Annotated in this window: 19 protein-coding genes and 1 pseudogene; 13 read left to right on the top strand and 7 right to left on the bottom strand. The window is 62.8% G+C overall.

Features of this window, described 5'->3' with window-relative positions; genetic code table 11:
* Nucleotides 1-80: 80 nt before the first annotated feature.
* Both E8L03_RS08380 and E8L03_RS08375 read right to left on the bottom strand, forming a co-directional pair.
* Nucleotides 81-1,151 (bottom strand): sensor histidine kinase, encoded by a 1,071-nt coding sequence (locus E8L03_RS08380; RefSeq protein ID WP_171267078.1) that lies wholly within the window; start codon nt 1,149-1,151, stop codon nt 81-83.
* A gap of 78 nt (nt 1,152-1,229) precedes the next feature.
* Nucleotides 1,230-2,165 (bottom strand): phosphotransferase, encoded by a 936-nt coding sequence (locus tag E8L03_RS08375; RefSeq protein WP_171267077.1) that lies wholly within the window; start codon nt 2,163-2,165, stop codon nt 1,230-1,232.
* Nucleotides 2,166-2,266: 101 nt separating this feature from the next.
* Between E8L03_RS08375 and E8L03_RS08370 the strand changes: the two genes are divergently transcribed.
* Nucleotides 2,267-3,700 (top strand): MATE family efflux transporter, encoded by a 1,434-nt coding sequence (locus tag E8L03_RS08370; RefSeq protein ID WP_171267076.1) that lies wholly within the window; start codon nt 2,267-2,269, stop codon nt 3,698-3,700.
* Between the two features lie 112 nt (nt 3,701-3,812).
* Here E8L03_RS08370 and E8L03_RS08365 read toward each other — a convergent pair whose 3' ends face one another.
* The 3 genes from E8L03_RS08365 to larB all read right to left on the bottom strand — a co-directional run bounded on the left by E8L03_RS08365 (nt 3,813) and on the right by larB (nt 7,369).
* Nucleotides 3,813-4,412 (bottom strand): biliverdin-producing heme oxygenase, encoded by a 600-nt coding sequence (locus tag E8L03_RS08365; protein WP_171267075.1) that lies wholly within the window; start codon nt 4,410-4,412, stop codon nt 3,813-3,815.
* 48 nt (nt 4,413-4,460) lie between these two features.
* A complete protein-coding gene (locus E8L03_RS08360) occupies nt 4,461-6,425 on the bottom strand; it encodes a CocE/NonD family hydrolase (protein WP_171267074.1) in 1,965 nt (654 codons plus the stop codon).
* A gap of 113 nt (nt 6,426-6,538) precedes the next feature.
* Nucleotides 6,539-7,369: a nickel pincer cofactor biosynthesis protein LarB gene (gene larB, locus E8L03_RS08355; protein ID WP_171267073.1), complete on the bottom strand. Its 831-nt coding sequence runs from the start codon at nt 7,367-7,369 to the stop codon at nt 6,539-6,541.
* Between the two features lie 135 nt (nt 7,370-7,504).
* On the opposite strand from larB, the gene E8L03_RS08350 reads away from it, so the two are divergent.
* Nucleotides 7,505-8,944: a sigma-54-dependent transcriptional regulator gene (locus tag E8L03_RS08350; protein WP_171267072.1), complete on the top strand. Its 1,440-nt coding sequence runs from the start codon at nt 7,505-7,507 to the stop codon at nt 8,942-8,944.
* 75 nt (nt 8,945-9,019) lie between these two features.
* A complete protein-coding gene (locus tag E8L03_RS08345; protein ID WP_171267071.1) occupies nt 9,020-10,213 on the top strand; it encodes a pyridoxal phosphate-dependent aminotransferase in 1,194 nt (397 codons plus the stop codon).
* A gap of 122 nt (nt 10,214-10,335) precedes the next feature.
* On the opposite strand, the gene E8L03_RS08340 is transcribed toward E8L03_RS08345, so the two are convergent.
* On the bottom strand, nt 10,336-11,712 hold the full coding sequence (locus tag E8L03_RS08340) for a phosphomannomutase/phosphoglucomutase (protein ID WP_171267070.1): 1,377 nt from the start codon (nt 11,710-11,712) through the stop codon (nt 10,336-10,338).
* Between the two features lie 111 nt (nt 11,713-11,823).
* Here E8L03_RS08340 and hflK point away from each other — a divergent pair, with 111 nt between their 5' ends.
* From hflK to E8L03_RS08315, 6 genes and pseudogenes are all read left to right on the top strand, one after another.
* On the top strand, nt 11,824-12,918 hold the full coding sequence (gene hflK, locus E8L03_RS08335) for an FtsH protease activity modulator HflK (RefSeq protein WP_144233687.1): 1,095 nt from the start codon (nt 11,824-11,826) through the stop codon (nt 12,916-12,918).
* Complete coding sequence (gene hflC / locus E8L03_RS08330; RefSeq protein WP_144233688.1) at nt 12,918-13,763, top strand: protease modulator HflC; 846 nt, start codon at nt 12,918-12,920, stop codon at nt 13,761-13,763. Before hflK ends, hflC begins: the two co-directional genes overlap by 1 nt.
* Nucleotides 13,764-14,818: 1,055 nt before the next feature.
* Nucleotides 14,819-14,968: pseudogene (locus E8L03_RS21155) on the top strand (helix-turn-helix domain-containing protein); the annotation flags it as partial.
* 54 nt (nt 14,969-15,022) lie between these two features.
* The gene (locus E8L03_RS08325; RefSeq protein ID WP_328592828.1) at nt 15,023-15,514 is read left to right on the top strand and encodes a S24 family peptidase; all 492 of its coding nucleotides are present in this window, start codon (nt 15,023-15,025) and stop codon (nt 15,512-15,514) included.
* Between the two features lie 158 nt (nt 15,515-15,672).
* Nucleotides 15,673-16,782: an AAA family ATPase gene (locus E8L03_RS08320; protein ID WP_167512306.1), complete on the top strand. Its 1,110-nt coding sequence runs from the start codon at nt 15,673-15,675 to the stop codon at nt 16,780-16,782.
* 191 nt (nt 16,783-16,973) lie between these two features.
* Entirely contained in the window at nt 16,974-17,702 is a 729-nt protein-coding gene (locus E8L03_RS08315; RefSeq protein ID WP_171267069.1) for a tetratricopeptide repeat protein, read from the top strand.
* A 162-nt stretch (nt 17,703-17,864) separates the two neighbouring features.
* Here E8L03_RS08315 and E8L03_RS08310 read toward each other — a convergent pair whose 3' ends face one another.
* Nucleotides 17,865-18,359 (bottom strand): hypothetical protein, encoded by a 495-nt coding sequence (locus E8L03_RS08310; protein WP_171267068.1) that lies wholly within the window; start codon nt 18,357-18,359, stop codon nt 17,865-17,867.
* A 266-nt stretch (nt 18,360-18,625) separates the two neighbouring features.
* On the opposite strand from E8L03_RS08310, the gene E8L03_RS08305 reads away from it, so the two are divergent.
* The 4 genes from E8L03_RS08305 to qrcB all read left to right on the top strand — a co-directional run bounded on the left by E8L03_RS08305 (nt 18,626) and on the right by qrcB (nt 23,301).
* Entirely contained in the window at nt 18,626-19,585 is a 960-nt protein-coding gene (locus E8L03_RS08305; protein ID WP_171267067.1) for a hypothetical protein, read from the top strand.
* Between the two features lie 93 nt (nt 19,586-19,678).
* Nucleotides 19,679-20,236 carry a dTDP-4-dehydrorhamnose 3,5-epimerase gene (gene rfbC / locus E8L03_RS08300; RefSeq protein WP_144233696.1) on the top strand — a complete coding sequence of 186 codons (558 nt, stop codon included), beginning with the start codon at nt 19,679-19,681 and terminating at the stop codon, nt 20,234-20,236.
* Nucleotides 20,237-20,598: 362 nt separating this feature from the next.
* Nucleotides 20,599-21,243 (top strand): menaquinone reductase multiheme cytochrome c subunit QrcA, encoded by a 645-nt coding sequence (gene qrcA, locus E8L03_RS08295; RefSeq protein WP_144233698.1) that lies wholly within the window; start codon nt 20,599-20,601, stop codon nt 21,241-21,243.
* 15 nt (nt 21,244-21,258) lie between these two features.
* The gene (gene qrcB, locus E8L03_RS08290) at nt 21,259-23,301 is read left to right on the top strand and encodes a menaquinone reductase molybdopterin-binding-like subunit QrcB (RefSeq protein ID WP_171267066.1); all 2,043 of its coding nucleotides are present in this window, start codon (nt 21,259-21,261) and stop codon (nt 23,299-23,301) included.
* The last annotated feature ends 2 nt before the right edge of the window (nt 23,302-23,303 follow it).

The raw sequence follows: 23,303 nt of genomic DNA, 5'->3' as shown, positions 1-23,303 counted from the left end.
ACTGCCACGTCGTGTTGTTGGCCTGTGGATTCTTTTCTCTTCAATTCCGGACAGATATGCGCCGGGAGGACCGGGCGTTCTCAGCGCCGCGGCTGCCGCGCCTTGAACGAGTTGAGCCTGGGCAGGCTGACCGTGAAGGTGGTTCTGCAGACGTCGCCGCCGTCCTCCATAGTGCCTTCGTCTGGGGCGGGAACGCTATCAACGGTCACGGCGCCGTCCATCTTTTCCGCAAACTGCGCCACCAGGGGCAGACCGAAGCCTGTGCCCGGCTCGCCGCATGTGCCCGGCCGTGTGGTGCAGGCTCCCGGCGAGAAGATGTCGGCCGCCAGGTCATCCGGGATGCACGGGCCGATGTTGACCACGCTGAAAAGGACGCGGCCGTTCTGCTCCGCCAGGCTGATCCGCACCGCCTTGCCAGGCAGCGAGAACTTTACGGCGTTGGAGACGAGGTTGCCCAGCACCGTGTTACGCAGAACCGTGGGCTCCACGGCGCAGATCACCTCCGAGTCCGGCGTATCAATGACCAGGTCCACGTTCTTCTTCCCGGCGTTCTCCTTGTAGAGCGCGGCGGCGTTGGCCACGATGGGCCGCACGTCCTGCTTTTCCAGCACCATCACCAGCTTGCCGCTCTGGATGGCCAGCATGCGTTTGGTGAACTCCAGCAGATGCTGGGCGTTGGCCAGCGTTTCGCGCGCATCGGAGGCTATCTCGGTGAAGTCGGCCGAGGTGCTGCACGTCTGCTGCGTCTTTTGGGCGCGGCGCTCCACCAGGGTGAGGGCGGCCGAGGCCGAGACCATGGCGTTGGTGATGTCGTGGGAGATGATCCGCAACAGGCTTTCCCGCTCTGCGACCGCGGCGGAGAGCTCCTTGTTGGCCTCGGCAAGCTTCTCGTTCTGCTTCTTGAGCTGGCGGCGGAAGATGCCGCCAATGAAGCCGGTCATCATGCCGATGAAGGCGAAGTACGCGCCCAGCGTGGAGCTGAAGGAATGCACCAGGATGGGCAGGGAGACTTCCTGGCCTACGATGGCCAGGGCAACGGGATGGAGCAGGAAATATCCGAGCAGTGCGCCGACGACGACATCGGTGGCGGGCGGCTGGTCCAGGCTGGAGAGGAAGGGCGGTCGCTTGAGGCGCGGATTCTCGTCTGGCATGGCGGTCCCTGGCTCGGGTGCGTGTGGTTTTGGCACCCCGTATATCAGGTATACCGCATCCAGGCCAGAGGATCTGTATCAGCCGATGCGCCATGCACAGCGCAGGCGGTCGAGATTACAAGTAAGCGCGTCGAGGTAGTCCAGCTCCAGGTCGATCATCTCGCGGTCGCTGCGCCGCAGCCACTCCGAAAGCCAGGCTGTACGTAGCGAGGCCACGATCTCCGGCAGCAGGGCCATGTCCCGGCCGTTTTTCTGCAACGTCTGTATAAGCGCAGCGACAAGGCCGCCGGTCAGCGCGGCCGGTCCCTCGCTACCCACGCAGCCTGCGCAGTTTGCCGCGTCGTACAGCGTCGGCTTGGGGCCCATGAACTCCCAGTCGATGACGCCGGTCACGGCGTTCTCGCTCCAGAGCACGTTGAGCGGATGATAGTCCCCGTGGCACAGGCCCAGCGGTAAAAAAGCCCAGGACTCCAGAAACGGGGCGAGGCGGTCCAGCGATGGCATGAGCCGGGCATGGACAGACGGCTCGCGCAGGCGCACAGTTTCGGCCAGGGATGCGGCGTAGACGGGCAGGTCCAGGGGCGGCCCCAGCGCATCCACAAGGGCTGTGGGCAGGGACGCCGCAGCCTGCTCCATGCCGATCAGAAACTCGGCCAGGGCCTTGCCGCGCCAGGCATGCTCCGCTGACTCCGGCCTGGGCGGCGGTCCGCCTGGCAGGAGCGGAGCCAGCATGTACGATTCTCCACGGTGCTCCGCCACGTAATCGCCATCCGCGTCCGGCAGATAGACAAGGGAGAGGGCGAGCCCGTTGTCCGCCAGGGCGGCGAGGACTTTTGCGATGCTCCGTCTGCGCTCCGCCTGGCCCCTGGAGAGCCGTTCGAGCACCAGGACCTCGCCGCGGTCGTCCTGGACGGCCACGCGCATGGCGCAGCGTTCCGGGCTTCCAGTCAGGGGGATGTTGTTGCGGACAGTCGCCGCCGTCCTGTTCCAGAGGTTCAGTAGTTCATTAATCATGGTCGAAAAGGTGATTTTTTGTGCGGGGTATTGACTCCATACTGTATTCGCCATATGGCTACACTCTTTTTCCACGTTTCGAATAGTTCCGGAGAGTTCCCGTGTTTGGTGCAGTAAGGCGCCGCTGGTCGGCGCAGAATGGATACCGTGAGGTGCTCAGGGTGGGACTGCCCCTGGTGGCCAGCCTGGGCGCGGCCACGCTGATGCAGTTCACAGATCGCATTTTCCTGAGCCGGTACTCCATGGAGTCCATCGCCGCGGCCGTGCCGGCGTGGACTGCGTGGTTTACTATCATTGCATTCTTTTTCGGCATCTGCCTGTACACCAACGTATTCGTGGCCCAGTACACCGGTGCCAGGCAACCAAAACGCGTTGGCGCGGCGCTGTGGCAGGGCATCTACGTGGCGTTGTGCGCCGGCGTGATCATGGCGTGTTGCTCCATGGCCGCCGATACGCTCTTCCGTCTGGCCGGGCATGGACCGGTCATCGCCGCGGAGGAGGCGACGTACTTCCGCATCCTCTGCCTGGGCGCGATCTTTGTGCTGCTCATGGAGATCTTGTCCTGCTTCTACTCGGGCCGGGGAATCACCCGGCCGGTGCTGGCCGCCAACCTGGCCGGGACGATGCTGAACATCCCGCTGGACTATGCGCTTATCTTCGGCTGGGGACCATTCCCGGAGCTGGGCATTGCCGGCGCGGCTACCGCCTCGGTCTGCGGCGCGACGTTCACGGCCTCCCTCTTTGGCTGGTGGATATTCACGCGAAAGAACGAGGAGCAGTACGCCGTGCGATCCGCGTGGCGGCCGGACCGCGCGCTGCTGGCGCGACTCGTGCGCTTCGGCCTGCCGGGCGGGGTGGAGTTCTTTTTGGAGATCTCGGCCATCGCTTTCTTCGTCTTTCTGGTAGGGCGGCTGGGCACGGTGGAGCTCGCCGCGTCCAACATCGTCTTTGCCGTGAACACTCTCGGCTTTCTGCCCATGGTCGGCCTGCACATCGCGGTTTCCAGTCTGGTGGGCCAGGCCGTGGGCCGCGGTACGCCGGATGACGGCGCCGTGGCCGCGGGCAGCGCGCTGCACATGGCGCTGTTGTGGACCCTGGGCATGATGGCGGTCTATCTCTTTGCGCCGCACCTGGTGCTCGATCTGTTCCGGCCGGCCGGGACGGGCGACGCGGAGTGGGCCGGCATCGTGGCCACCGGCGTAGTACTCCTGCGCTACGTGGCGCTGTACTGCCTGTTCGACACCGTGGCGGTCATTTACTTCGGCGCGCTCAAGGGCGCCGGCGACATCGTTTTTGTTATGAAAGCCATGGCTGCCATCGCCGTGCTTGGCCTGATCGTGCCCTCGTGGTTGGCCCTGGAAGTGTACGGCGCCGGGTTGGAAGCGGCGTGGCGGATAGTCACCATCTATGTGCTGCTGCTCTCCGCAGGGGCGTACCTGCGCTTCCGCCAGGGGGGCTGGCGCTCCAAGCGGGTCATCGAGGCCGAGCCGCCGGAGATGGCGGATACGGTCGTCCCATTGCGCGACGAGGCGTGATGCCGGCTGCGGCAGCAGGGCTGCCCTGTGCATTGTTTTCGCAATATTCAGGGCAGCGAGGTTTGTCTTGGTGGATGCACCCATTGTCGGGAGAGCTGTGAGCCGCGGCGGATCATGCGCTGTTCTGCGATTGGTCCATCCAGGCGTTCATCAAGCTGAAACCTTCGCGCGCCGCGCTGATCACGGCGTCTCCCTTTCCGGTTCTGGTGACCCATGATTCGAGCCGATTCCGCAGCTCGTCGTTGAGCATGTGCGGGTCCTTGCCACGGGAGGAAAAGTACGCTGCGCCGTGGCAAGGGTCGACATGCAGGCTCTCCTGCAAGCTGCGTGCGATGACCAGCCCGCCCAGGCGGGAGCCTTCCATAAGGTAGAGCAGACCAAGGGCCGTGGGCAGATCCGGCCGGGCGTCCACCTCCGCCAGCGGCAGGGCGGCTATATACTCCGCATCCGCACCGAAAAACAGAAGATCGCGCTCCAGGTCCGGCCGGCGCGCGATTTCGGCATACGGTTGTCCCAGGTCGAAGCCGCCGATGTTGGCGGCGATAAATGCTTCGAACGGGATAACGATGCCGTAGAACCGTTCGAGCACGGCGCGGTACTCGTCCCGGGTGATGCTGCGGTTGAGGATCGCGTCCAGCGGTCTGGTCTCCTGGGCCGCGTCGTGCAGGTCCTGGATGGAGTCCTTGAGCCGGCTCATGAACGGATGGATCACGGCGTTCTCACTTTGATTTGCTGTCCAGAATTATAGACAGATGCGCTGTCACTCACGATTTTCACGATCCGCTGTGACGTCCCGTGGAGCAAGCACCGGCAGCAGCAGGGCTGATTGCTCCACTGCCGAGCGGTGGACCGTCATGGTCACCGGCCCGTGCGAGGGATGCCGGGCAAACTCGTCGGCGTCGGCTCCGGCAATGGTCACCCGCAGCCTGTACCCGGCCGGAACCTGCATGGCCACGGGCAGCAGGGGCACGGTCATCTCCATGGTCTTTCCAGGTCTGACTGGCTCGGCTGCATCGCTGGTGAAACGCGGCGTGACGCCATCACCGCGGCAGTCCGGCCGGAGCCGTCCCTCCGTGATGTAGTAGCGCTGGCCGTCCTGGTCCACGGCCTCCAGATAGGCGAATACGGCGAAGTCTGCGCGGTCCGCCGAGACGAACAAGCGCAGGGCGGGATCTCCCGCGATGCGCATGGGCATGTCCAGTGCTTTGGACGTGTAGGAGAGCAGGCCGGGGCCGTCGGTCAGTCCAGAATAATAGACATCGGACTGGCCCAGTTGCGTGCGCCAGCGGTTGTTTTGGCCGCTGCCATGGGTCAGATCCGGCGTGAATGCGTCGAAGCCGTCCAGGGACTCGTCCGGCGTGGGGGCCAGCCCCTGCCCGGCCCAGAGGTAGTACGAATGCATGGTCGATCCCTGCGGCGGCCACAAATCGGCGTGCTGCCAGGCGCCGCCGCCCATGACCTGGTACGAGAGCCCGTCGGGCGGCTTGGGTCCTTCATCCTGCAGGTAGTAATCAAAGAAGCGCAGCACGGCGAGGCGTTGCACTGTACGCGAGGGTGATGCATCGGCGTCGCGCGGCTCAAAGGGGTCCACGTTTCTGCGGCCGCCGTGGTTCCACGCGCCCACAATGCAGGTGTGTGCGCTGGGCACGGTCATGAATCGTTGCAGGGCGGAGCGGGCGTAGGCCCCGTCGTACCAGCCCCCCACGGAGAGGATGGCGGTGCGGCTCTCGCCTGCGCGCCTGTGGAACACGCTGGGGCTGAAGTCGTCCGTGGATGCGCCGGCCGGACCGGCCACCTGGTCGCGGAAAGCCACGCGCCGCGCAGCGTCCTCGATATCCACGTTGGCGGCATGATCCTCGATGGCCTGCTGCAGCGCCTCGCGGCCGCCGTCCGGCAGGGGTTGGAACCCGGTTGGCGTCCAGCGCAGGTCAGCCGGGGCCGGTCCGCGAACCAGGGCCTTGCCGATGATGCCGATCACTGCCGGCACGGTGCCGGAGTCCAAGGCAGCGTTGAATCGTCCCCATTGGGAGACGAACCACTCGTTGAACACGCCGCCGGGAAAGGCGATGTCGCGGTACACGTCGAACAGGCTGAACTCCACGGCCGCGGCGCGTACGGCCGGGTGGTCCAGGGCGGCGAGGAACTCCGAGGCCGTGCCGCTGTAGGAGACGCCGTCCGCGCCCACCCGGCCGTTGGACCAGGGCTGGGCGATGATCCAGTCCACAAGCTGGGCGTAGTCCACGATCTCGTCCGGCGACCATGGGTACTTGCGCGTGCCGAATGATGCGCCGGAGCCGCGGGCGTCTACCTTGACCACGGCGTAGCCGTGCGAGAGCAGCAGCCGGTCCATGGCCCAGGGGCGCTCGCCCCAATCGATGAAGCGCGTGTCCCAGCGTCGCCAGTAGCGGGTGGGGAAGATGACTGCCGGCAGCTGGTCGCCGGGCTCCAGCGGTCCGGGCAGCCAGAGGTCCACGGCGATGTCCACGCCGTCGCGCATGGGCAGGTAGAAGGACGTGCGCTTCCACTCTTCGTAGCGTTGCGGGCTCACGTGCGGCTCGCCGCCAAAGGCTTTGGCCATGGCCTGGAGCTGGGCTTGTTCGATCTTGGGCGGACCGGAAGGAAAGAGGACCGCTCCTGCGGCCCATACAGCAAGAACAAGCAGGGCGGCGACAATGGTTGCGGCGATGAGCGCGCGGCGCGCAGTACGTCTGGAGAAAAAAGCCATGATGATTCCGCTTCCTGACAGTTGATGGTGCGCAGGCCAAAGGGCCGACGGCGATCATAGCACAAAACGGAAGACGGCTTGCAAGCCGGCCGGTGAAGATGGGGCGACGATGCTCAGATGGACAGCAGGCGGGCGGCCAGGGCCGCGGCGCCGAAGCCGTTGTCGATGTTCACCACGGCCACGCCCGGCGCGCAGGCGTTGAGCATGGCGAGCAGGGCGGACAGCCCTCCGAACGACGCGCCGTACCCCACGGAGGTAGGTACCGCGATGAGCGGGGCGGACACAAGCCCGGCAAGCACCGAAGCCAGCGCGCCCTCCATGCCGGCGGCCACGATGAGCAATCGCGCGGCGGAAAGGGCTGGCAGATGCGGCTCCAGCCTGTGGATGCCGGCCACGCCCACGTCGGGAACAAGCCCCGGCTCCAGCCCCAGGAAGCGCAGCGTGCCCACGGCCTCCAGAGCCACGGGGATGTCGCTGGACCCGGCCGTGACCACGACGATCTCGCCATGATTCGGCCAGGAGGCCTTGTCCGCTCCAAAGGGGCCGGCCAGGCTGCCCGTCACCTTGGATGGCGATTTCGAGATGAACAGCTTTGCCGCCGGCCAGTGCTCGCCTCCGGGAAAGCGCTCCAGCAGCCAGGTGCCGTCCTCATCGTCCAGGCGGGTGACCAGCACTGGCTCGCCGGACTCGCCGAGCCCGGCCACGGCCGCCTCCATCTGCCGGCGGCTCTTGCCCTGGCCAAACACCACCTCGCCCATGCCGGTGCGCAAGGAGCGGTGGTTGTCCAGGCAGACGCCGGGGTCGTCGGCCGTGCCCTCACCGGAAGATTGCGCGCGTATGGTGCGGCGGAAGGGCTCCTGCAAAATGGACCGGGCCGCGTCTTCCGGCGCGGTCTTTCCCTCGGCCACGGCGCGCAGCAGCTCGGCCAGATTGGAGGAGTCCATCAGGGGGCGCATCGAGCCTGTGTAGGTCCGGCCGCGTGTGCAGGTCAAGCCGGGCGGCTGGAAAAGCAGGATGCCTGGCGAAAAATGCCAGTATATTCGTTGAAAATTTACGGCGTGACGGGTATCAAGTGACGCATGGTCGCGACAGCGCAGAGCATTCTCTTCATAGCACCTCCCACGGCGGTAACCACGGTTTTTTCTCTGCTCAAAGAGGAAGGATTCGAGGTCGGCCTAGCCGACAATCTACGAGGTGCTCTTGGTTTTATCAAGAAATCTAAACCCTTGGTTGTCTTTTCCCGTCCGTCTATGAGCGGTTACCGGGTGGAAGATCTTCTGGCCGAAGCCGTGCAGGACGACGGATTCCCGCCCGTGGTCGTTTTTACCGAGCAGGGCTCGGCCCAGGAGGCCCAGCGCTACCTGGAGAAAGGGGCCAAGGACTACTGGCTGGAGCCGCTGGACGCGGAGAAGATCCTGGCTGCCGTGCCGGCGCAGATTCCGCAGTCCTCCGGCGGAGCCAAGAGCCAGCAACCCAGCGACAAATCAGCCATTATCGGCACCCATCCGGCCATCGCCCGCATCCTGGCCCTTGCCAAGCAGGTGGCCAAGTCCAAGGCCACGGTGCTCATCCAGGGCGAGTCCGGCACCGGCAAGGAGATGATCGCGCGCTATCTGCATCAGCAGAGCGATCGCGCCGGCGCGCCGTTTGTGGCCGTGAACTGCGCGGCCCTGCCCGAGCACCTGCTGGAGAGCGAGCTCTTTGGCCACGAGAAGGGCGCCTTTACCGGAGCCATCTCGCGCAAGCTCGGCAAGTTCGAGCTGGCCAACCACGGCACCATGCTGTTGGACGAAATTTCCGAGATGGACCTGGGCCTGCAGGCCAAGCTGTTGCGTGTGCTGCAGGAAGGGGAGCTGGACCGCGTGGGCGGCATGGAGACCGTGAAGGTGGACGTGCGCGTGCTGGCCACCACCAACCGCGAGCTGCAGCAGTGGGTGGAGGAGGGCAAGTTCCGCCAGGACCTCTACTTCCGGCTCAACGTCATCCCGCTCACCCTGCCGCCGCTGCACGAACGCGGAGATGACGTGCTGCGTCTGGCGCGCCATTTTGTGGAGCAGTTCCGCGAGCAGTACCAGCTGCCGCCGCTGGAGTTTTCGGCCGAGGCCGTGGCGTGGTTGAAGAGCTATGAATGGCCCGGCAATGTGCGCGAGCTCCAGAACCTCATGGAGCGCTCGGTGCTGCTGGCCGGCGCCGGCCCCATATCCACCAGCCATTTCCTTCTGGACGATACCTGGACCCCGCCCGAAGAAGCCGCCGAGCCGGTGGAGGAGGTCTCGTCCACTCCGCCTCAGGACGTTGCCGAGCCCCACGCCCCGGCGCCCCTGTCCGGCGAGTCCATGGAGAACGTCCTGGCCGATCGGGTGTTGCCCCTTTCCGAGATGGAGCGCATCATGATCATGCGCGGGTTGAAGCAAACCTCGGGCAACCGCACCCAGGCCGCCGAGATGCTCGGCATCTCCGTGCGCACACTGCGCAACAAGCTCAATGAATACCGCAGCCGGGGTCTGGACGTTCCCTGATTCCCCGGCGTCTTCCGCCCGTCCGGGCGTTCTTCACGTGTCCATTTCTGTAGATAGACAAGGAGAGTTCGATCGATGTCCGTTATTTCCCAGGCTGTATCCGAATACCTCGACAAGTCCTCCTGGATCCGGAAAATGTTTGAAACCGGAGCCGCCTTGAAAGCATACCACGGTGAAGACGCCGTGTGCGACTTCAGCCTGGGCAACCCGGATCTTTCGCCGCCCACATGCGTCAGCTCCACCCTGGATCGCCTGGCCAAGGAGTGCAACCGCTCCTTCGCCTTCGGCTACATGCCCAACGCCGGCTACCCCTGGCTGCGGGAGAAACTGGCGCATTACCTGAGCAACGAGCAGCAGGTGTCGCTCTCGGCCGACGACATTGTAATTACCTGCGGCGCGGCCGGCGGCCTCAACGCCGTCATGCGCGCGGTGTTCGATCCGGGCGACGAGCTCCTGTGTCCCAGCCCCTACTTCGTGGAGTATGGCTTCTACGCCGCCAACCACGGCGGTACGCTCAAGAGCGTTCCGGCCGTGGCTCCGGACTTCAACCTCGATGTTGAGGCCATGGCCGCAGCCATCACGCCCAAGACGCGCATCGTGCTGGTGAACTCGCCCCATAACCCCACGGGTGCGATCTACCCCACGGAAACACTGGAAGCCCTGGCCAAGGCCGTGGACGCCAAGAGCCAGGAGTATGGTCGACCCATCTTCCTGCTGGCCGACGAGCCCTACCGCTTCCTTACCTACGACGGCGCCTCAACCCCGCCGTTCCTGCCCATCTCCACCAACGCCATCGTGGTCAGCTCGTTCTCCAAAAACATGTCCCTGGCCGGCGAGCGTGTGGGCTACATTGCCGTGCATCCGGAGATGGAGGACAAAGACAAGCTCCTGGCCGGCGTGGTCCTCGCCAACCGCATCCTCGGCTTTGTCAACGCGCCCGCCATCGGTCAGCATCTCGTTGCCGACGGCCTGGGCACGGCTGTGGACACCACCGTCTACGCGAAACGCCGCGCGACCATGGCCAAGGTCCTGGAAGACGCCGGCATCGAGTTCTCCATGCCCAAGGGCGGTTTCTACTTCTTTCCCAAAGTCCCGGCCCGCTTCGAGGGCGACGACGTCGCCTTTGTCAATCGTCTCGCCGAAGAGCTCGTGCTCGCCGTGCCCGGACGTGGGTTCGGCTGCCCCGGCTACTTCCGCCTCACCTTCTGCGTGGACGAGGACGTCATCACCCGCTCGGCCGAAGGCTTCAAACGCGCCGTGGCCGGGTAACGACATCAGGCAAATGTGTTCCGAGGGGCGCTGCCCCTCGGGCACCGCGCCAGGGAGCATGGCTCCCTGGACCCAGATCAAGGGGTCCAGGGGGGCTGCCGGAGGCTCCTGAAAAAAGAGCTTCAGTCTCCGGCAATCCAGCGGGCGAGGGGTGTTTCCACGAGGGCGCGGATTTCGGCGAGGCGTTCGGGTGTTTCGGCTTCGAAGCGCAGGGAGAGCGCGGGCTGGGTGTTGGAGGCGCGGAGCAGGGCCCAGCCGTCCGGAAAGGTGAGGCGCACGCCATCCACGTCGATGACATCGTAGCCGTTGCGGAAGTGGCGGCGGGCGTGCTCCACAACACCGTGCAACTTCTCTTCAGGACAATCGATGCGCAGCTCGGGCGTGTTGCTCGTGACCGGCCAATCGTCCAGGGACCTGGACAGCGGCGGGCTGCCGTCGCGTTTGGCGCGGGCGAGGATTTCGGCGATGCGCAGGGCGGCGTAGATGCCGTCGTCAAAACCGCAGTAGCGGTCAGCGAAGAAGAAGTGGCCGCTCATCTCGCCGGCCAGGAGCGCGCCGGTTTCCTTGAGCTTGGTCTTTATCATGGAGTGGCCGGTCTTCCACATGAGCGGCTCGCCGCCGTTCGCAGAGATGTCTTTGTAGAGCAGGTGGGAGCTTTTGACGTCGCCGATGACCATGGCGCCGGGGCAGCGGGTCAGCATGTCGCGGGCGTAGATGGCGAGAAGCCTGTCGCCGTAGACCATGGCCCCGGTCTCGTCGATGACGCCGAGGCGGTCGGCGTCGCCGTCCAGGCCCAGGCCGGCGTCGGCGCCGTTCCTGGTTACGGCGGCTTTCAGATCGGCCATGTAGGGCTCGACCACCGGATCGGGATGGTGGTTAGGGAAGCGGCCATCGGGATCGCAGTACAGGGGAATGACCTCGGCACCGGCGCGGCGCAGAATTTCGGCGCAGACCTCGCCGCCGGCGCCGTTGCCGCCATCCACGACGATCTTGAGACCATCCAGCGGAGATTCGAGGTTCTGGACGAGCGCATCCATATAAGCTGGTGTGATGTCGTGGCTGGAGGCGACGCCCCGGCCTGCGGGGAGCTCGCCGCTGGCCATGAGCTCGTAGACGGCGCGGATTTCATCGGTATGGATGGTGGTCTCGCCGGCCCAGACCTTGAAGCCGTTGTACTCCTTGGGGTTGTGGCTGGCGGTGATGATGCAGCCGGCGTGGCGCTTGAGCGTGGTCACGGCGTAGTAGAAGATCGGTGTTGCGACCATGCCGATGTCGATGACGTCCACGCCGGAAGCGGTGAGGCCGTGGATGAGGCGGGCGGCGTACTCGGGCGAGCTTTCCCGGCAGTCGCGTCCGACCACGGCGTCGCGGAAGCCGCGGCCGAGGAAGTAGGCGCCCAGGGCGCGTCCCAGGCGCTCCACCCAAGGGCCGTCGAAGTCCTTGCCCACAATACCCCGAATATCGTAGGCTTTAAAAACTTTTGGCGACACAGGTTTCATGAGCGGCTCCATGACTTGGCGTATTGGCGGACGCTGGAGTCGTAAATCATCCCCCAGAAGAAGACAACGCCGCCGCATGCCGCGGGCGGTTGTTTCGAGGAATGTATTATTATGAATTGGGATTGGGACAAGCTCTCTGAAAAGAAGCGCCGGCAGACAGGCGGCGGCAGCAGCGGCGGCGGGCCGGAGCCCACGCGTCCGGAGTGGGACATCTCCGACAAGCTCGAGCACTTCAGGAACTTCAAGTTCCCGTTCGGCAAGGTCATCATCGTGCTGGTCGTGCTGGCATGGCTCGTGTCCGGTTTCTACATCGTCCAGCCCGGCGAGGTGGGCGTGGTGCTCCGTTTCGGCGAGTACAACAGGACAACGGGTGAGGGGCCGCATCTGCATTACCCGTTCCCCATCGAGACCGTGATGACACCGAACGTGGAGCAGATTCGCCGTGTGGTGGTGGGCGTTCCCGGTGCCGGCACGGCCGGACAGGACGAGTCCTCCATGCTTACGGGCGACGAGAACATCGTGAACGTGGAGTTTGTTGTCCAGTACAAGATCAAGGACGCGGAGAACTATCTGTTCAACGTGGCCGGGCCGGACGCCACAGTGAAGTCGGCATCGGAAACGGCCATGCGCGAGGTCATCGGCTTCAGCAAGATCGACGCCGCACTGACCGACGGCAAGTTCAAGATCCAGAACGATACTCGCGACCTGCTGCAGGAGATTCTGAACCGCTACCAGACCGGGCTGCAGGTGGTGGCCGTGAAGCTGCAGGACGTGACGCCGCCGCGCGAAGTGGTGGACGCGTTCAAGGATGTGGCCAGCGCCCGTGAGGACCGCGTGCGGTTCATCAACGAGGCCGAAGCCTACCGCAATGACATCACCCCGAAGGCCCGCGGCCGGGCCGCGGAGATGGTGAACCAGGCGGACGCCTACAAACAGACGCAGATTCGCGAGTCCAAGGGTGAGGCCCAGCGCTTCCTCTCCGTCCTCACCGAGTACAAGAAGGCCGAGGACGTCACGCGTACGCGCCTGTACCTGGAGACCATGGAAAACATCTACTCCAATCCGAATACCGAGAAGATCATCGTGAGCAAGGAGAACATGGAACGCGTACTGCCGCTTCTGCCGCTCGGCTCCGGGAACAGCGGTTTCCCCAAGGGGCAGACCCAGCCTTCCACGCAGAATCAGATGCAGGGAGGGCAGCAGTAATGAAACGTTCCGGAATCCTTCTCATCCTGCTGTTCGTGGTGTTGTTCGTCGCGTCCCAGGTGTTCTTCACGGTGCGCCAGACGCAGTACGCCATTGTGCTGCAGCTTGGTAAGCCGGTGGGCAGCACGCTGGAGCCCGGCCTGCATTACAAGAAGCCGCTTATTCAGACGGTAGAGTTCTTCGACAAGCGCATCCAGGACTACGACATGCAGCCCACCGAGGTGCTGACGAGCGACAAGAAGAACCTTGTTGTGGACAACTACTTTAAGTGGCGGATCACCAATCCGCTGCAGTTCTACCGGACCGTGCGGACCATACAGGGAGCGCGGGCCCGGCTGGAGGACGTTGTCTACTCCGAGCTGCGCGAGGCCCTGGGCCGACACACGCTCACCGAGATCGTGGCCAAGGAGCGCGGTGCGATCATGGAGCAGATCACGGACGAGGCGTCCGAGCTTGTGGCGAGGTACGGCGTGGAGCTTCTGGATGTGCGCATCAAGCGCACCGAGCTGCCGCCGCAGAACGAGCAGGCCATCTTCAACCGCATGCGCGCCGAGCGTGAACGCCAGGCCAAGCAGTATCGTTCCGAGGGCCGGGAAGAGGCGGCGAAGATCCGCTCCAGCGCCGAGCGCGACCGCTCCGTGATCATCGCCGAGGCCAAGCGCCAGGCTGATGAGATCCGCGGCGAAGGCGAGGCCGAGGCGGTGAAGATATACGCAGGCGCCCTGGAGCAGGGGCCGGAGTTCTTCGCTTTCCAGCGCAGCCTGGAGGCGTATCGCAAGAGCTTTGGCAACAATACGCGCCTGCTGCTCACGCCTGAAAACGAGTTCCTGCACTACTTCAAGTAGTCATCACGCCATGCCGGGGGCGGCTAGGACCAGCCGCTCCCGGTACCCGGCGCATCCCCCGAACATAATCCGCAGGCTGTGCTTCCTCGCAATGCACGGTCTCTTTGCAAGTCTGGGCTCCGGCCCCTGCGAGGCGCTTGCCATATGCTGCGCTGTTTTTGCAGCTCTTTTTTAATAGGATTGCGGGTAAGACGCTGTTGTCGCCTATAGATGTGCCCATGGGAACAGAAACATCAGGTCGTCTTTGGTTGACGATATCACTCGGCCCGGTTCCTGCAGTCGATAACCACTTGTCGAAGTGAAGGATTAAGCAATAATAGGGTGTAGGATCGCCGTATGTGGTGGTACTGGAGCGTATAGGGGAGCAGAATATACCCAAGTTCAGGCATGTAACATTGTAACAGAAGGGTTACATTTCTGTCGCAATGTGTCAGTTCTGCTTTCTGTTTTCTTGCGCACGAGTATCTGAGAATTGCTCATTATCATATTGGGATGGTAGCAAATCCAAAAGCGGTTTGCCTGTATTTGGAGTTTGGCATCAAGTTTGTATATATTGCTTTGTGTATGTCGCGTTCCATACCACCCTGCTGTCGACATCTGCTGAGGAGATGCGCAGCATCCAGAAGCACAGGCAGCATGACATGCTCACGCAATGTTATCCGAGGAGGGCGGATCGTCGTTGCTTGTGCGTTGCGTCTTCCGGGGCCGTCCAGGGCCCCGTTCAGAGGGAGCTGGAAGGAGGTTCGCAGGAATACCGTACTCGACGAGACGCTGGATCTTGTCCTTGGGCCGCCGTTCGCCCTTGATGAGCCTGGTCACGAACGAAGTGTGCGTGCCCAGATGGATAGCGAGTTCTTTGTTCGAGATGCCATTGAAAGCAAGCCACGCCCGAAGTAGTTGGCAACGATTTTCCATAACGGTATGCGGTTTTTTAATTACAGGGAAATGAGCATTCTATGTAACCATATCGATGGTGCATGTATTGGTCAAGAGTTAATCCGTAAATAAAAATCTGTTTCACTTTTTTCGCGAAGGAAACAAATAGGAGTTACCACGTGTCCTCTTTTGATCAAGTATTTGAACGTATCAAATCGGCGACAAATACCCGGACGCAAGTCGAGCTTGCAGAAGTTCTCGGTATTCGTCAGTCGAGCATATCGGACGCCAAGCGCCGCAACTCGGTGCCGGCCGACTGGTATCTGAAGCTGTTCGAACAGTATGGCCTCAATCCTGACTGGCTGAAGCTCGGACAGGGCCCAATGTATCTGAAAAGCGAAGAGGGCTATCAGCCCTACGACGGTCCGGCTGCGCTGAGCCTGCGCGAGGAGGCCGCCCACTACGCCGAGCCCGAAAGCAAAGGCACCGTGGTCAATGTCCACTCCATGCAGAGCGAGAACGAGGGCCACGACGGCTACGAGCCCAAGGCCATCGGCAAGCTGAACGTGCCCCGCTCCCTGGCCCCCAGCTCCATCCTCGTGGTCAAAGTGGAGGGCTCCAGCATGGAACCCTACATCCGCCGCGGCGCGTATGTGGGCATCGACCAGAACAAGAAGAACGTCGTGTCCGGCGAGATCTTCGGCGTCTTCGTCCCCTACGAGGGACTGCTGCTCAAGCGCGTGTACCTGGACGCCGACCGCGAGCGCATCGTGCTGCGGTCCGAGAACCAGGCGCACCCCGAGACCGAGATTCATGTGGACAAGGCCCAGGAGCGCATCGTGGGCCGCGCCGTGTGGGTCATACAGGATCTCTAGGCTGCATTGTAACTCGTATGCGTGTACGAGTTGGCCGCGGCGTCTTCGGGCGTCGCGGCTTTTTTGTTTGTCTTTACAATTCCCTGCATTTGGTTTTCGGACTTGCTCTTTTTTGCTGTGGTAGTTTACACCAACCATTCAGGAGGGTTGTGACTACCATGATCGCATCACTGATGCCGAACAACATCTACGAGCATCTGGCTGCTCGCGTTCTCGGGCAGGAGGCGGCCCTGCGCGCCATCTCCGTGGCCATATACAAGCACATCAACCACATCGGCGGCGCGCGCATCCTGATGATCGGCAACAGCGGCACCGGCAAGACCACGATCATGCAGGCCATCGAGGAGTTCTACGCCGCGCACGAGTCACTGGCCGAGTTCCGCGCCATGACGATCATGAACGCACGGACCCTTCTGGACGAGGCCGGCGATGTGGACACGTTTGCCGTGTTCCGGAGCCTGGAGAACCGCGTCGCGGCCATGCTCGGGGAGAAGCGCGCGCCCAGGGACGTGCAGGTCCTCATGGAGAACGCCACGGTCTGTCTGGATGAGATCGACAAGATATCCGGCAAAATTGCAGGCAAGTCGGACGTGACCGGCATGCGCTTGCAGCAGGCGCTGCTGACCTTCATCGAGGGCGAGCGCTTTCTCTATCGGGCCCGGGTGCACGCACAGGGTGCAGAGCGATACGCCAAGCTGCCCATCAATACGCGCAACATCCTCTTTGTCTGCGGCGGCGCCTTCGAGGAGCTCTACGATCAGGTCTATGCCCGTGTGGACAACAAGGAGGACGAGCGCCGGCTCAAGGAAGTGCGCGTCTACGACAAAACGAGCGGCATGAAGTCCACCATCCTCTTCACGCTGCGCGACTATCTCAAGATGTCGGACCTCTTCTACTATGGGATGGCGCCGCAGTTTCTCTCGCGGTTTGGCTCCATCGCCATGCTCGATGACCTGGGCCGGGAGACGCTGCAACGCATCCTGCTCCATTCCAAGGACTCGCCGTTCAACCAGTCGCGGACGTACTTCAAGACTATGGACATCGACCTCCGGATAACGGACGAGGCCGTGGACCTGGTTGTGAGCCAGGCAGCCGACAATACGCGCCTTGGCGCGCGTGCGTTGCGCGAGGTGTTCAGCCGGGTGATTATGGACCTGGAGTTCGACCCCTTTGACTCCGGAGCCCTGCGAGACGGCGAGAATGGCACACGGGTTTTGGAAATAGATGCCGGGATGGTGGACGCTGCGCTGCAATCGTGGGAAGAGTAAGCTGATTGCGCGCTGCCGTTTGACCTTGTCCGGCTGGCCGGGTTATAAAAGGAGGGCAAGGGGAAAGGTTGCAACGCGAGGTAATCGGTTATGTGGCTTAAGATTTCCATGACAGGAAAGAATGCGGTGTACCCCGTTTTGCCTTTTACGTCCGGAAATGCGTTGTCCGTCAGGGACGCCCGGTGGTTCTTGTGAAGCTTACCCTCTCCCCATCCTCGACATTGTCGTCATTCTTCGGGAGCCGCGTTGCGGCTCTTCTTCTGCCCATCCTGCTTTTCGTGCTGCTTGGCGGCTGCTCCCTGCTTGAAGGCAAGGACGTGCACCTGCCCAACCTGGACATGTTCCACGAGTTCTCGGAAAACATGGCCGGCGAAGACCCTGCGGACGCAGTGGATTATCACGAGCAGGAACCGCTGCCGGAACCGCACACGCCGTACGTGGGCGACGCCGAAGAGCGCCAGCTGGACCGGCTGGCGGCCGAAGACCCGGTCATCTTCATGTACCAACGCGGCAACGAGCACTTCAACGCCGGCGAGTACGAACGGGCCGTGGCCTCGTACGACAACGTCCTCGTGCTGGAGCCGGAGCATCCCCGTGCGCACTTCAAGAAAGGGGCCAGCCTGCACATGCTCGGCCGCTACGAGGAAGCCTTGGAGGAGTACGACGCCCACCTGGCGCTGAAGCCGGACGACGCGCACGTCTACTACGACAGGGGCAACACCCTGAGCGCGATGTCTCGCTGGAACGAGGCGGTGGACAGCTACACCCGCGCCATCAAGCTCGACAGCTCCTATGCCGAAGCGTACGCGAACCGGGCTTACGTCTACCTCAAGCTGGGTGACGCCGCGGCGGCGAGCCAGGATGCGGATCGCGCCAGGGCGCTGAACCCGGCCATCTCCATTCCGGAGTCCATCCACTAGCCGCGGAGAGCCCCCACCCGGTCGGCGACCTCACAAGCTGCCCCGCTGCGGGCGGGCGTTCGGTTGCGCGCGTGGACCGCGAAGCCTTCTTTCCCTGGAATAACGAGCTGTTCTGTGTAGATTGTGCTTGGCAAATGTCCAGAAAGCTGGGCATGCTCCCGGCTATTTGACGTGGGAGAGGATGTCCTCGGCATGCACGCCCGTGGCGTTGGTGAACTCTATGGCCGCAGGCAGCACACCAGCTATGGCAGGCATGGCGCGCAGTGCGGGAACGGCGTCCAGCCGCTCGCGGAAGGAGCGCGTGGTCTCGAACAATCCGTCCGCCAGCAGGGTGAGCCGCTGCCCAAGGTAGCCGGCCAGAATGTTGCCCGCCTTCTGTGAGACGAGAACCCGATCATAGTACAAGAAGCTGAGATCAAAGGCATTTTGGGCCAGGGCTTCCATGAGGTCGAGCTGCATGAGGAAGTAGTTGACCACGCCCTGTTCGGCCGGGTCGGCCTCGGCGTACGACTCCAGGCTGCTCCGCGCCTCGTCCATGGCGGTTTGCAGCGCCTTGTGCCGCGCCAGATGGGCCTGCATATCCTGCGGCAGTGGGGCAGGCGCCTGGGCGCGGGCGGGCAGGGTGATGAACCCTGCGAAAACCAGCAGCAGCAACACGCGGCAGGTGCGTAGAAAGGGAGCGGAGAGGGGGCGCCACGCTACGCGGGTTCGACAAAAAGTTGTAAACATATCTTGATCATATCAGCCCTGGCGATTCGCGGTCAACGGAATTCCGGGAAATGCACCAAAGGGGAACGGGGCCACTTTATTGAGCGGACGACTTGGGGTAGAGTGTCGAGCTTTTCCGGGGGCTCGCCAGGACTCGGGCCAAGTATTTCGCCGGGCAAGAATAGCATGATGCGCCGTGGGCGCGCGAGGATCGCATGGATTTAGGATCGCTCTGGAGCGGGCTCGGCTGGCCTCTGGTCCGGCTGCTCGCCTTTGTTTCCCTGGGCCTGTTCGTGGCCAACGTCATCGAGGCGCTCAACTGGACCCGCGCCATGTCCCGTCTTGCCCAACCGCTGATACGCATGGGCCACATGAAGGACATCACCGGCGCGAGCTTTTCCATGGCCTTCTTTTCCGGCGTAGCGGCCAACTCCATGCTGGCCGAGCACTACGATCAGGGCAACCTGACCAGAAAAGAGCTCGTTCTCGCCAATCTTTTCAACAGCCTGCCTACGTATTTCCTCCATCTGCCCACGGTCTTCTTCATCACGCTGCCATTCATCGGCAGCGCCGCCGTGATCTATGTGGGACTCACCGTCGCATCGGCCGTGGTGCGCACGGCGGCCACCATCCTTCTAGGCAGGATTCTGCTGCCGCCGCTGCCGGAGGGCTGCGTGATCTGCCGACTGGAGGAGGACAGGGCGCGGAGCTGGAAGTCCGCGATGCGCAAGGCCTGGCGGCGTTTCAAAAAGCGGATATGGAAGATCGCGACCATAACCGTACCCATCTACATCGCCGTGTATATCGCCAAAAACCTCGGCCTCTTCGATATGCTCGAAGGATTCATGGCCGAGTACGTGAAAGGGCTGTCTTTCCTGCCGCCGGCTGCCATGTCCATCGTGGTCTTCCATGTGGCGGCGGAGTTCACGGCCGGGCTGGCCGCTGCCGGTTCGCTCATGCAGGCCGGCTCGTTGACGGTCAATCAGATCGTTGTCGCCCTGCTGGTCGGTAACATCATTTCCTCGCCCATGCGCGCTTTCCGGCATCAATTCCCGTACTACGCGGGCATCTTCAAGCCGCGCCTGGCGCTGCGTCTGATGGTCTACAACCAGCTGTTGCGCGTCATCAGCCTGATAATCGTGGGGGCGGCGTTTATCCTCGTAACCGGGCCATAACACTTTTCAACGGCCCGCGGTTTGGGTATTGCAGAACGGACCCGGTAATACATTCTGCTAACCGAATTATCCAAAACGCGAAGGATAAACGATATGCGTCTTATCGAAACGGACATCCCCGACCTCGTCATTTTTGAACCCAAGGTCTTTCAGGACGAGCGCGGCTTCTTCTTGGAAACATATAATAAGGAAGTCCTCACCTCCTACGGACTCCAGTACGACTTCATCCAGGACAATCACGCCAAATCCGCCTCGAACGTGCTGCGCGGTCTGCATTTCCAGCGGCCGCCCGCGGACCAGGCCAAGCTCGTACGCGTGACGCGCGGCGCGGTTTACGATGTGGCCGTGGACCTGCGCAAGGGTTCGCCGACCTACGGAAAATGGGTCGGAGTCACGCTCTCCGCCGAGAACTTCCTCCAGTTCCTCGTGCCGCGCGGCTTTGCGCACGGCTATGTAACGCTCGAACCCGACACCGAGTTCCAATATAAGGTGGACAACTACTATGCGCCCAAGCTGGACGGGGGCATCATCTGGAACGACCCGGACCTCGCCATTGACTGGCCCGCGGACGATCCGGTGCTCTCGGCCAAGGATCGCGAGCTGCCCACCCTGGCTGAGTTCGATTCGCCGTTCGAATACGTCAAGGCCTGATTGAGACGAACGTAACAACCGTTGCGAGGATTGAGGCGCGTGATGGCGCCAAGGAGGAAGATAGGGCGGACGCCAATACCGAATCCCGTGAGGGGGGGATTCCGAGAAAAGGGGACAAACCGCCGCCTGATGTGCTTGCGCAGTCTATTTTTTTAGACAACACGGCAGGGAGGAGGGGCTCTTCAGCCGAGCGATGTGTCACAGGTGTGTGCTGCCAAATATCAGTAACGACGGCCTGTGACGGCGATCTGTGCACTGGGTTCGTGAAATAATTCACCTTGACACTCTGGAATGCTCAAGGGTAAGTAGTGCGCGGGTCAGTCGCAAGTCTTACATACATTACCTCAAAAGGCGGAAGGGTTATGGAGGCACACAAGCAAAGCCAGGTGAATGCCGAAGCCAGCTCCAGAAATCCCATCGTCGGGGCAGTGCCGTTTCTGTTTGGCCTTGCTCTGGCTCTCGTTGTAGGCTGGTGGGTTTTTCCGGACGCGCTCTTTTCAAAAGAGCCCCAACCGATCAGCTTCAGTCACAAGGTGCACATCGAGAATGTGGGAATGGAGTGTTCGAGCTGTCACTACTATCGTGAAGACGGCTCGTATCATGGTTTGCCCACGACACAAGAATGCGCCGAATGTCACATGGAAGCCATGGACTGGAGCGAGGACGAGGTCTCCTTTGTCCGTGACTATGTGGAGCTGAACAAAGAAGTCGACTGGAAGGTGTATCAGTACCAGCCCGACAACGTCTTCTTCTCACACGCTGCGCACAGCATGGACAACTGCGGACAGTGTCATGACCTTACCGAAGCGCAGCTCTGCTCGTTTGGCGGATGCCACCCCAACGTGGCGGAGACGGACACCCCGCCAGTGCTCAAGCAGGATCGCATCACCGGTTACAGCAAGGACACCATGAAGATGTGGCAGTGTGAGAAGTGCCACACCTTGCCCGAACATTATGAAATGACCGGGTCCCCCAAGGCCCAGGCCTGTTTCAGCTGCCATAAATAGGGAAGGGTGCGAGCCATGGGAATCGATAGAAGAGACGCCATTAAGTTCATCGTCGGTGGTGCTGTGGGCACCACGCTTACGCCCATCCCCTGGAAACTCACCGACGATATTTCCATCTGGACCCAGAACTGGTCGTGGATTCCCCGGAACATGCCGGGAAAGAACGACTATAAGCCCACGGTCAGCAAGCTCTGTCCGTCCAACGTCGGCATGCTGGTGCGCACTGTCAACGGCCGTCCCGTGCGCCCCGTCGGCAACCCCGACTCTCCGCTTTCCGGCGGCAAGATCAGCTCCCTGGCAGCCGCCGAGGGCGAGCTCCTCTACAGCCCGGCGCGGGTGCGCCGTCCGTTGCGCAAGTCCGCTGACGGCACCTACGTCGCCGTCTCCTGGAACGAGGCGGAAGCTATCCTCTCCGAGAAGCTGGGCAACGCCACCGGCGGCGTCGGAGTGATTTCCGGCGACATGAACGGCACCATGAACGAGGTGCTCTCCGCCTTTGCCGCCGGCTTCGGCTCCGAGAACTGCTGCTTCATGCCCGACTCCGCGCAGCCCGAGGCCCAGGCGTACAACGGCCAGATGGGCGGCGACGGACAGCCGGCCTATGACTTCGACAACGCCGACTACGTGCTGGCCATCGGCGCGGATGTGCTCGAGTCCTGGGGCCCGGTGATAGCCAACCGCCGCGGCTTTGCCGGCAAGCGCCCCCATGGTGAGGATCCTGCCTCCACCTGGGTCTACGCCGGCGCTTTCCAGACCAACACCGCAGCCGGCGCCGACAAATGGGTGCCCATGCGCCCCGGCGCGCAGGCAGCCCTCGCGCTCGGCATCGCCAACCTGCTCATCAAGCAGGGCGCTTCCGCCCCCGGCCTTTCCGGCTTCGCCTCACTGGCGGCGCAGTACACGCCGGAAAAGGTGGCCGAGGTCGCCGGCGTCAAGCCCGACGCCCTGCAGGAAATCGCCAAGGGCCTTGCCTCCGCCAAGAAACCCCTGGTGGTTGTGGGCGCCGAAGGCAACGAAGGCGGCAGCCCGGCCGCAGCGGCCGCAGGCATCGCCTGCAACATGCTCCTGGGCAACTTCCGCGCGCTTCCGTACCCCAAGACCGTGGTCAAGGGCGCCATGGGCCGCGGCGACATGCTCGCCAAGGACGCGGCCGGCTATGTTGCCGGGTTCCTGGGCGGCGACGCCCCCGAGGTGCTGATTACCTATCAGGCCAACCCGGTCTACGCGCTCCCCGGTTCCGTGAATGCCAAGGAAGCCTTCAACGGCGTCTCCTTCAAGGTCTGCTTCTCCACGTACCTGACCGAGACGGCCCTGGTGAGCGACCTCATCCTGCCGGTACCGCACTCCTTTGAAATGATCGACGACGTGGCCTCGCCGTTCGGCTGCAGCAAGGTTCTCTACGCCCTGGCGATGCCCGTCATCCCCACGCTTGTCGAAGCAAAGCACCCGGGTGACTTCCTGCTCGGACTCTCCGCGAAGCTCGGCAAGGACCTTGGCTTTGATTCGTATCTGAAGGTTCTCCAGGCCAAGGCCAAGGCCATGGGCGCCAACTGGGGCGACCTGACCAAGGGCGCCACCTACGTGAGCGACTCTACGGCCTCCGCCTACGGCATCAGCGTGGACCCGGACGCTCTGGCCAAAGCCGCCGCAGTTGTCGAGGCCGCCGACCTCACCCTCTGCCCCGTGATGAAGCTCAATTACGGAACAGCTGCCTGCGGTATCCCGCCCTTCAACCTGAAGACCATCCGCGACGACGAGCTCGCTTCCGACTACCTCTTCGTCCACATGAACTCCAACACCGCCAAGAGCAAGGGGTTGGGGCAGGACGACGTGGTCACGCTGGCGAGCGACGCCGGTTCCGTTACGGTCAAGGTGAACATCTTCGAAGGTGTCATGGACGGCGTTGTCGCCATGCCGAAGAACTTCGGACACACCGCTTTCGATGAGTACACCCGCGGTAAGGGTGAGAATGTGAGCGCACTCTTTACAGTCAGCTCCGAGCCGGGCACTGGTGCCGCGGTGTGGACCGGTCAGGCTGTCGATCTGAAGCGCGCCTAACT

Source organism: Oceanidesulfovibrio marinus, assembly GCF_013085545.1.
GTDB lineage: Bacteria > Desulfobacterota > Desulfovibrionia > Desulfovibrionales > Desulfovibrionaceae > Oceanidesulfovibrio > Oceanidesulfovibrio marinus.
This window is presented reverse-complemented; position numbering and strand designations above follow the sequence as displayed.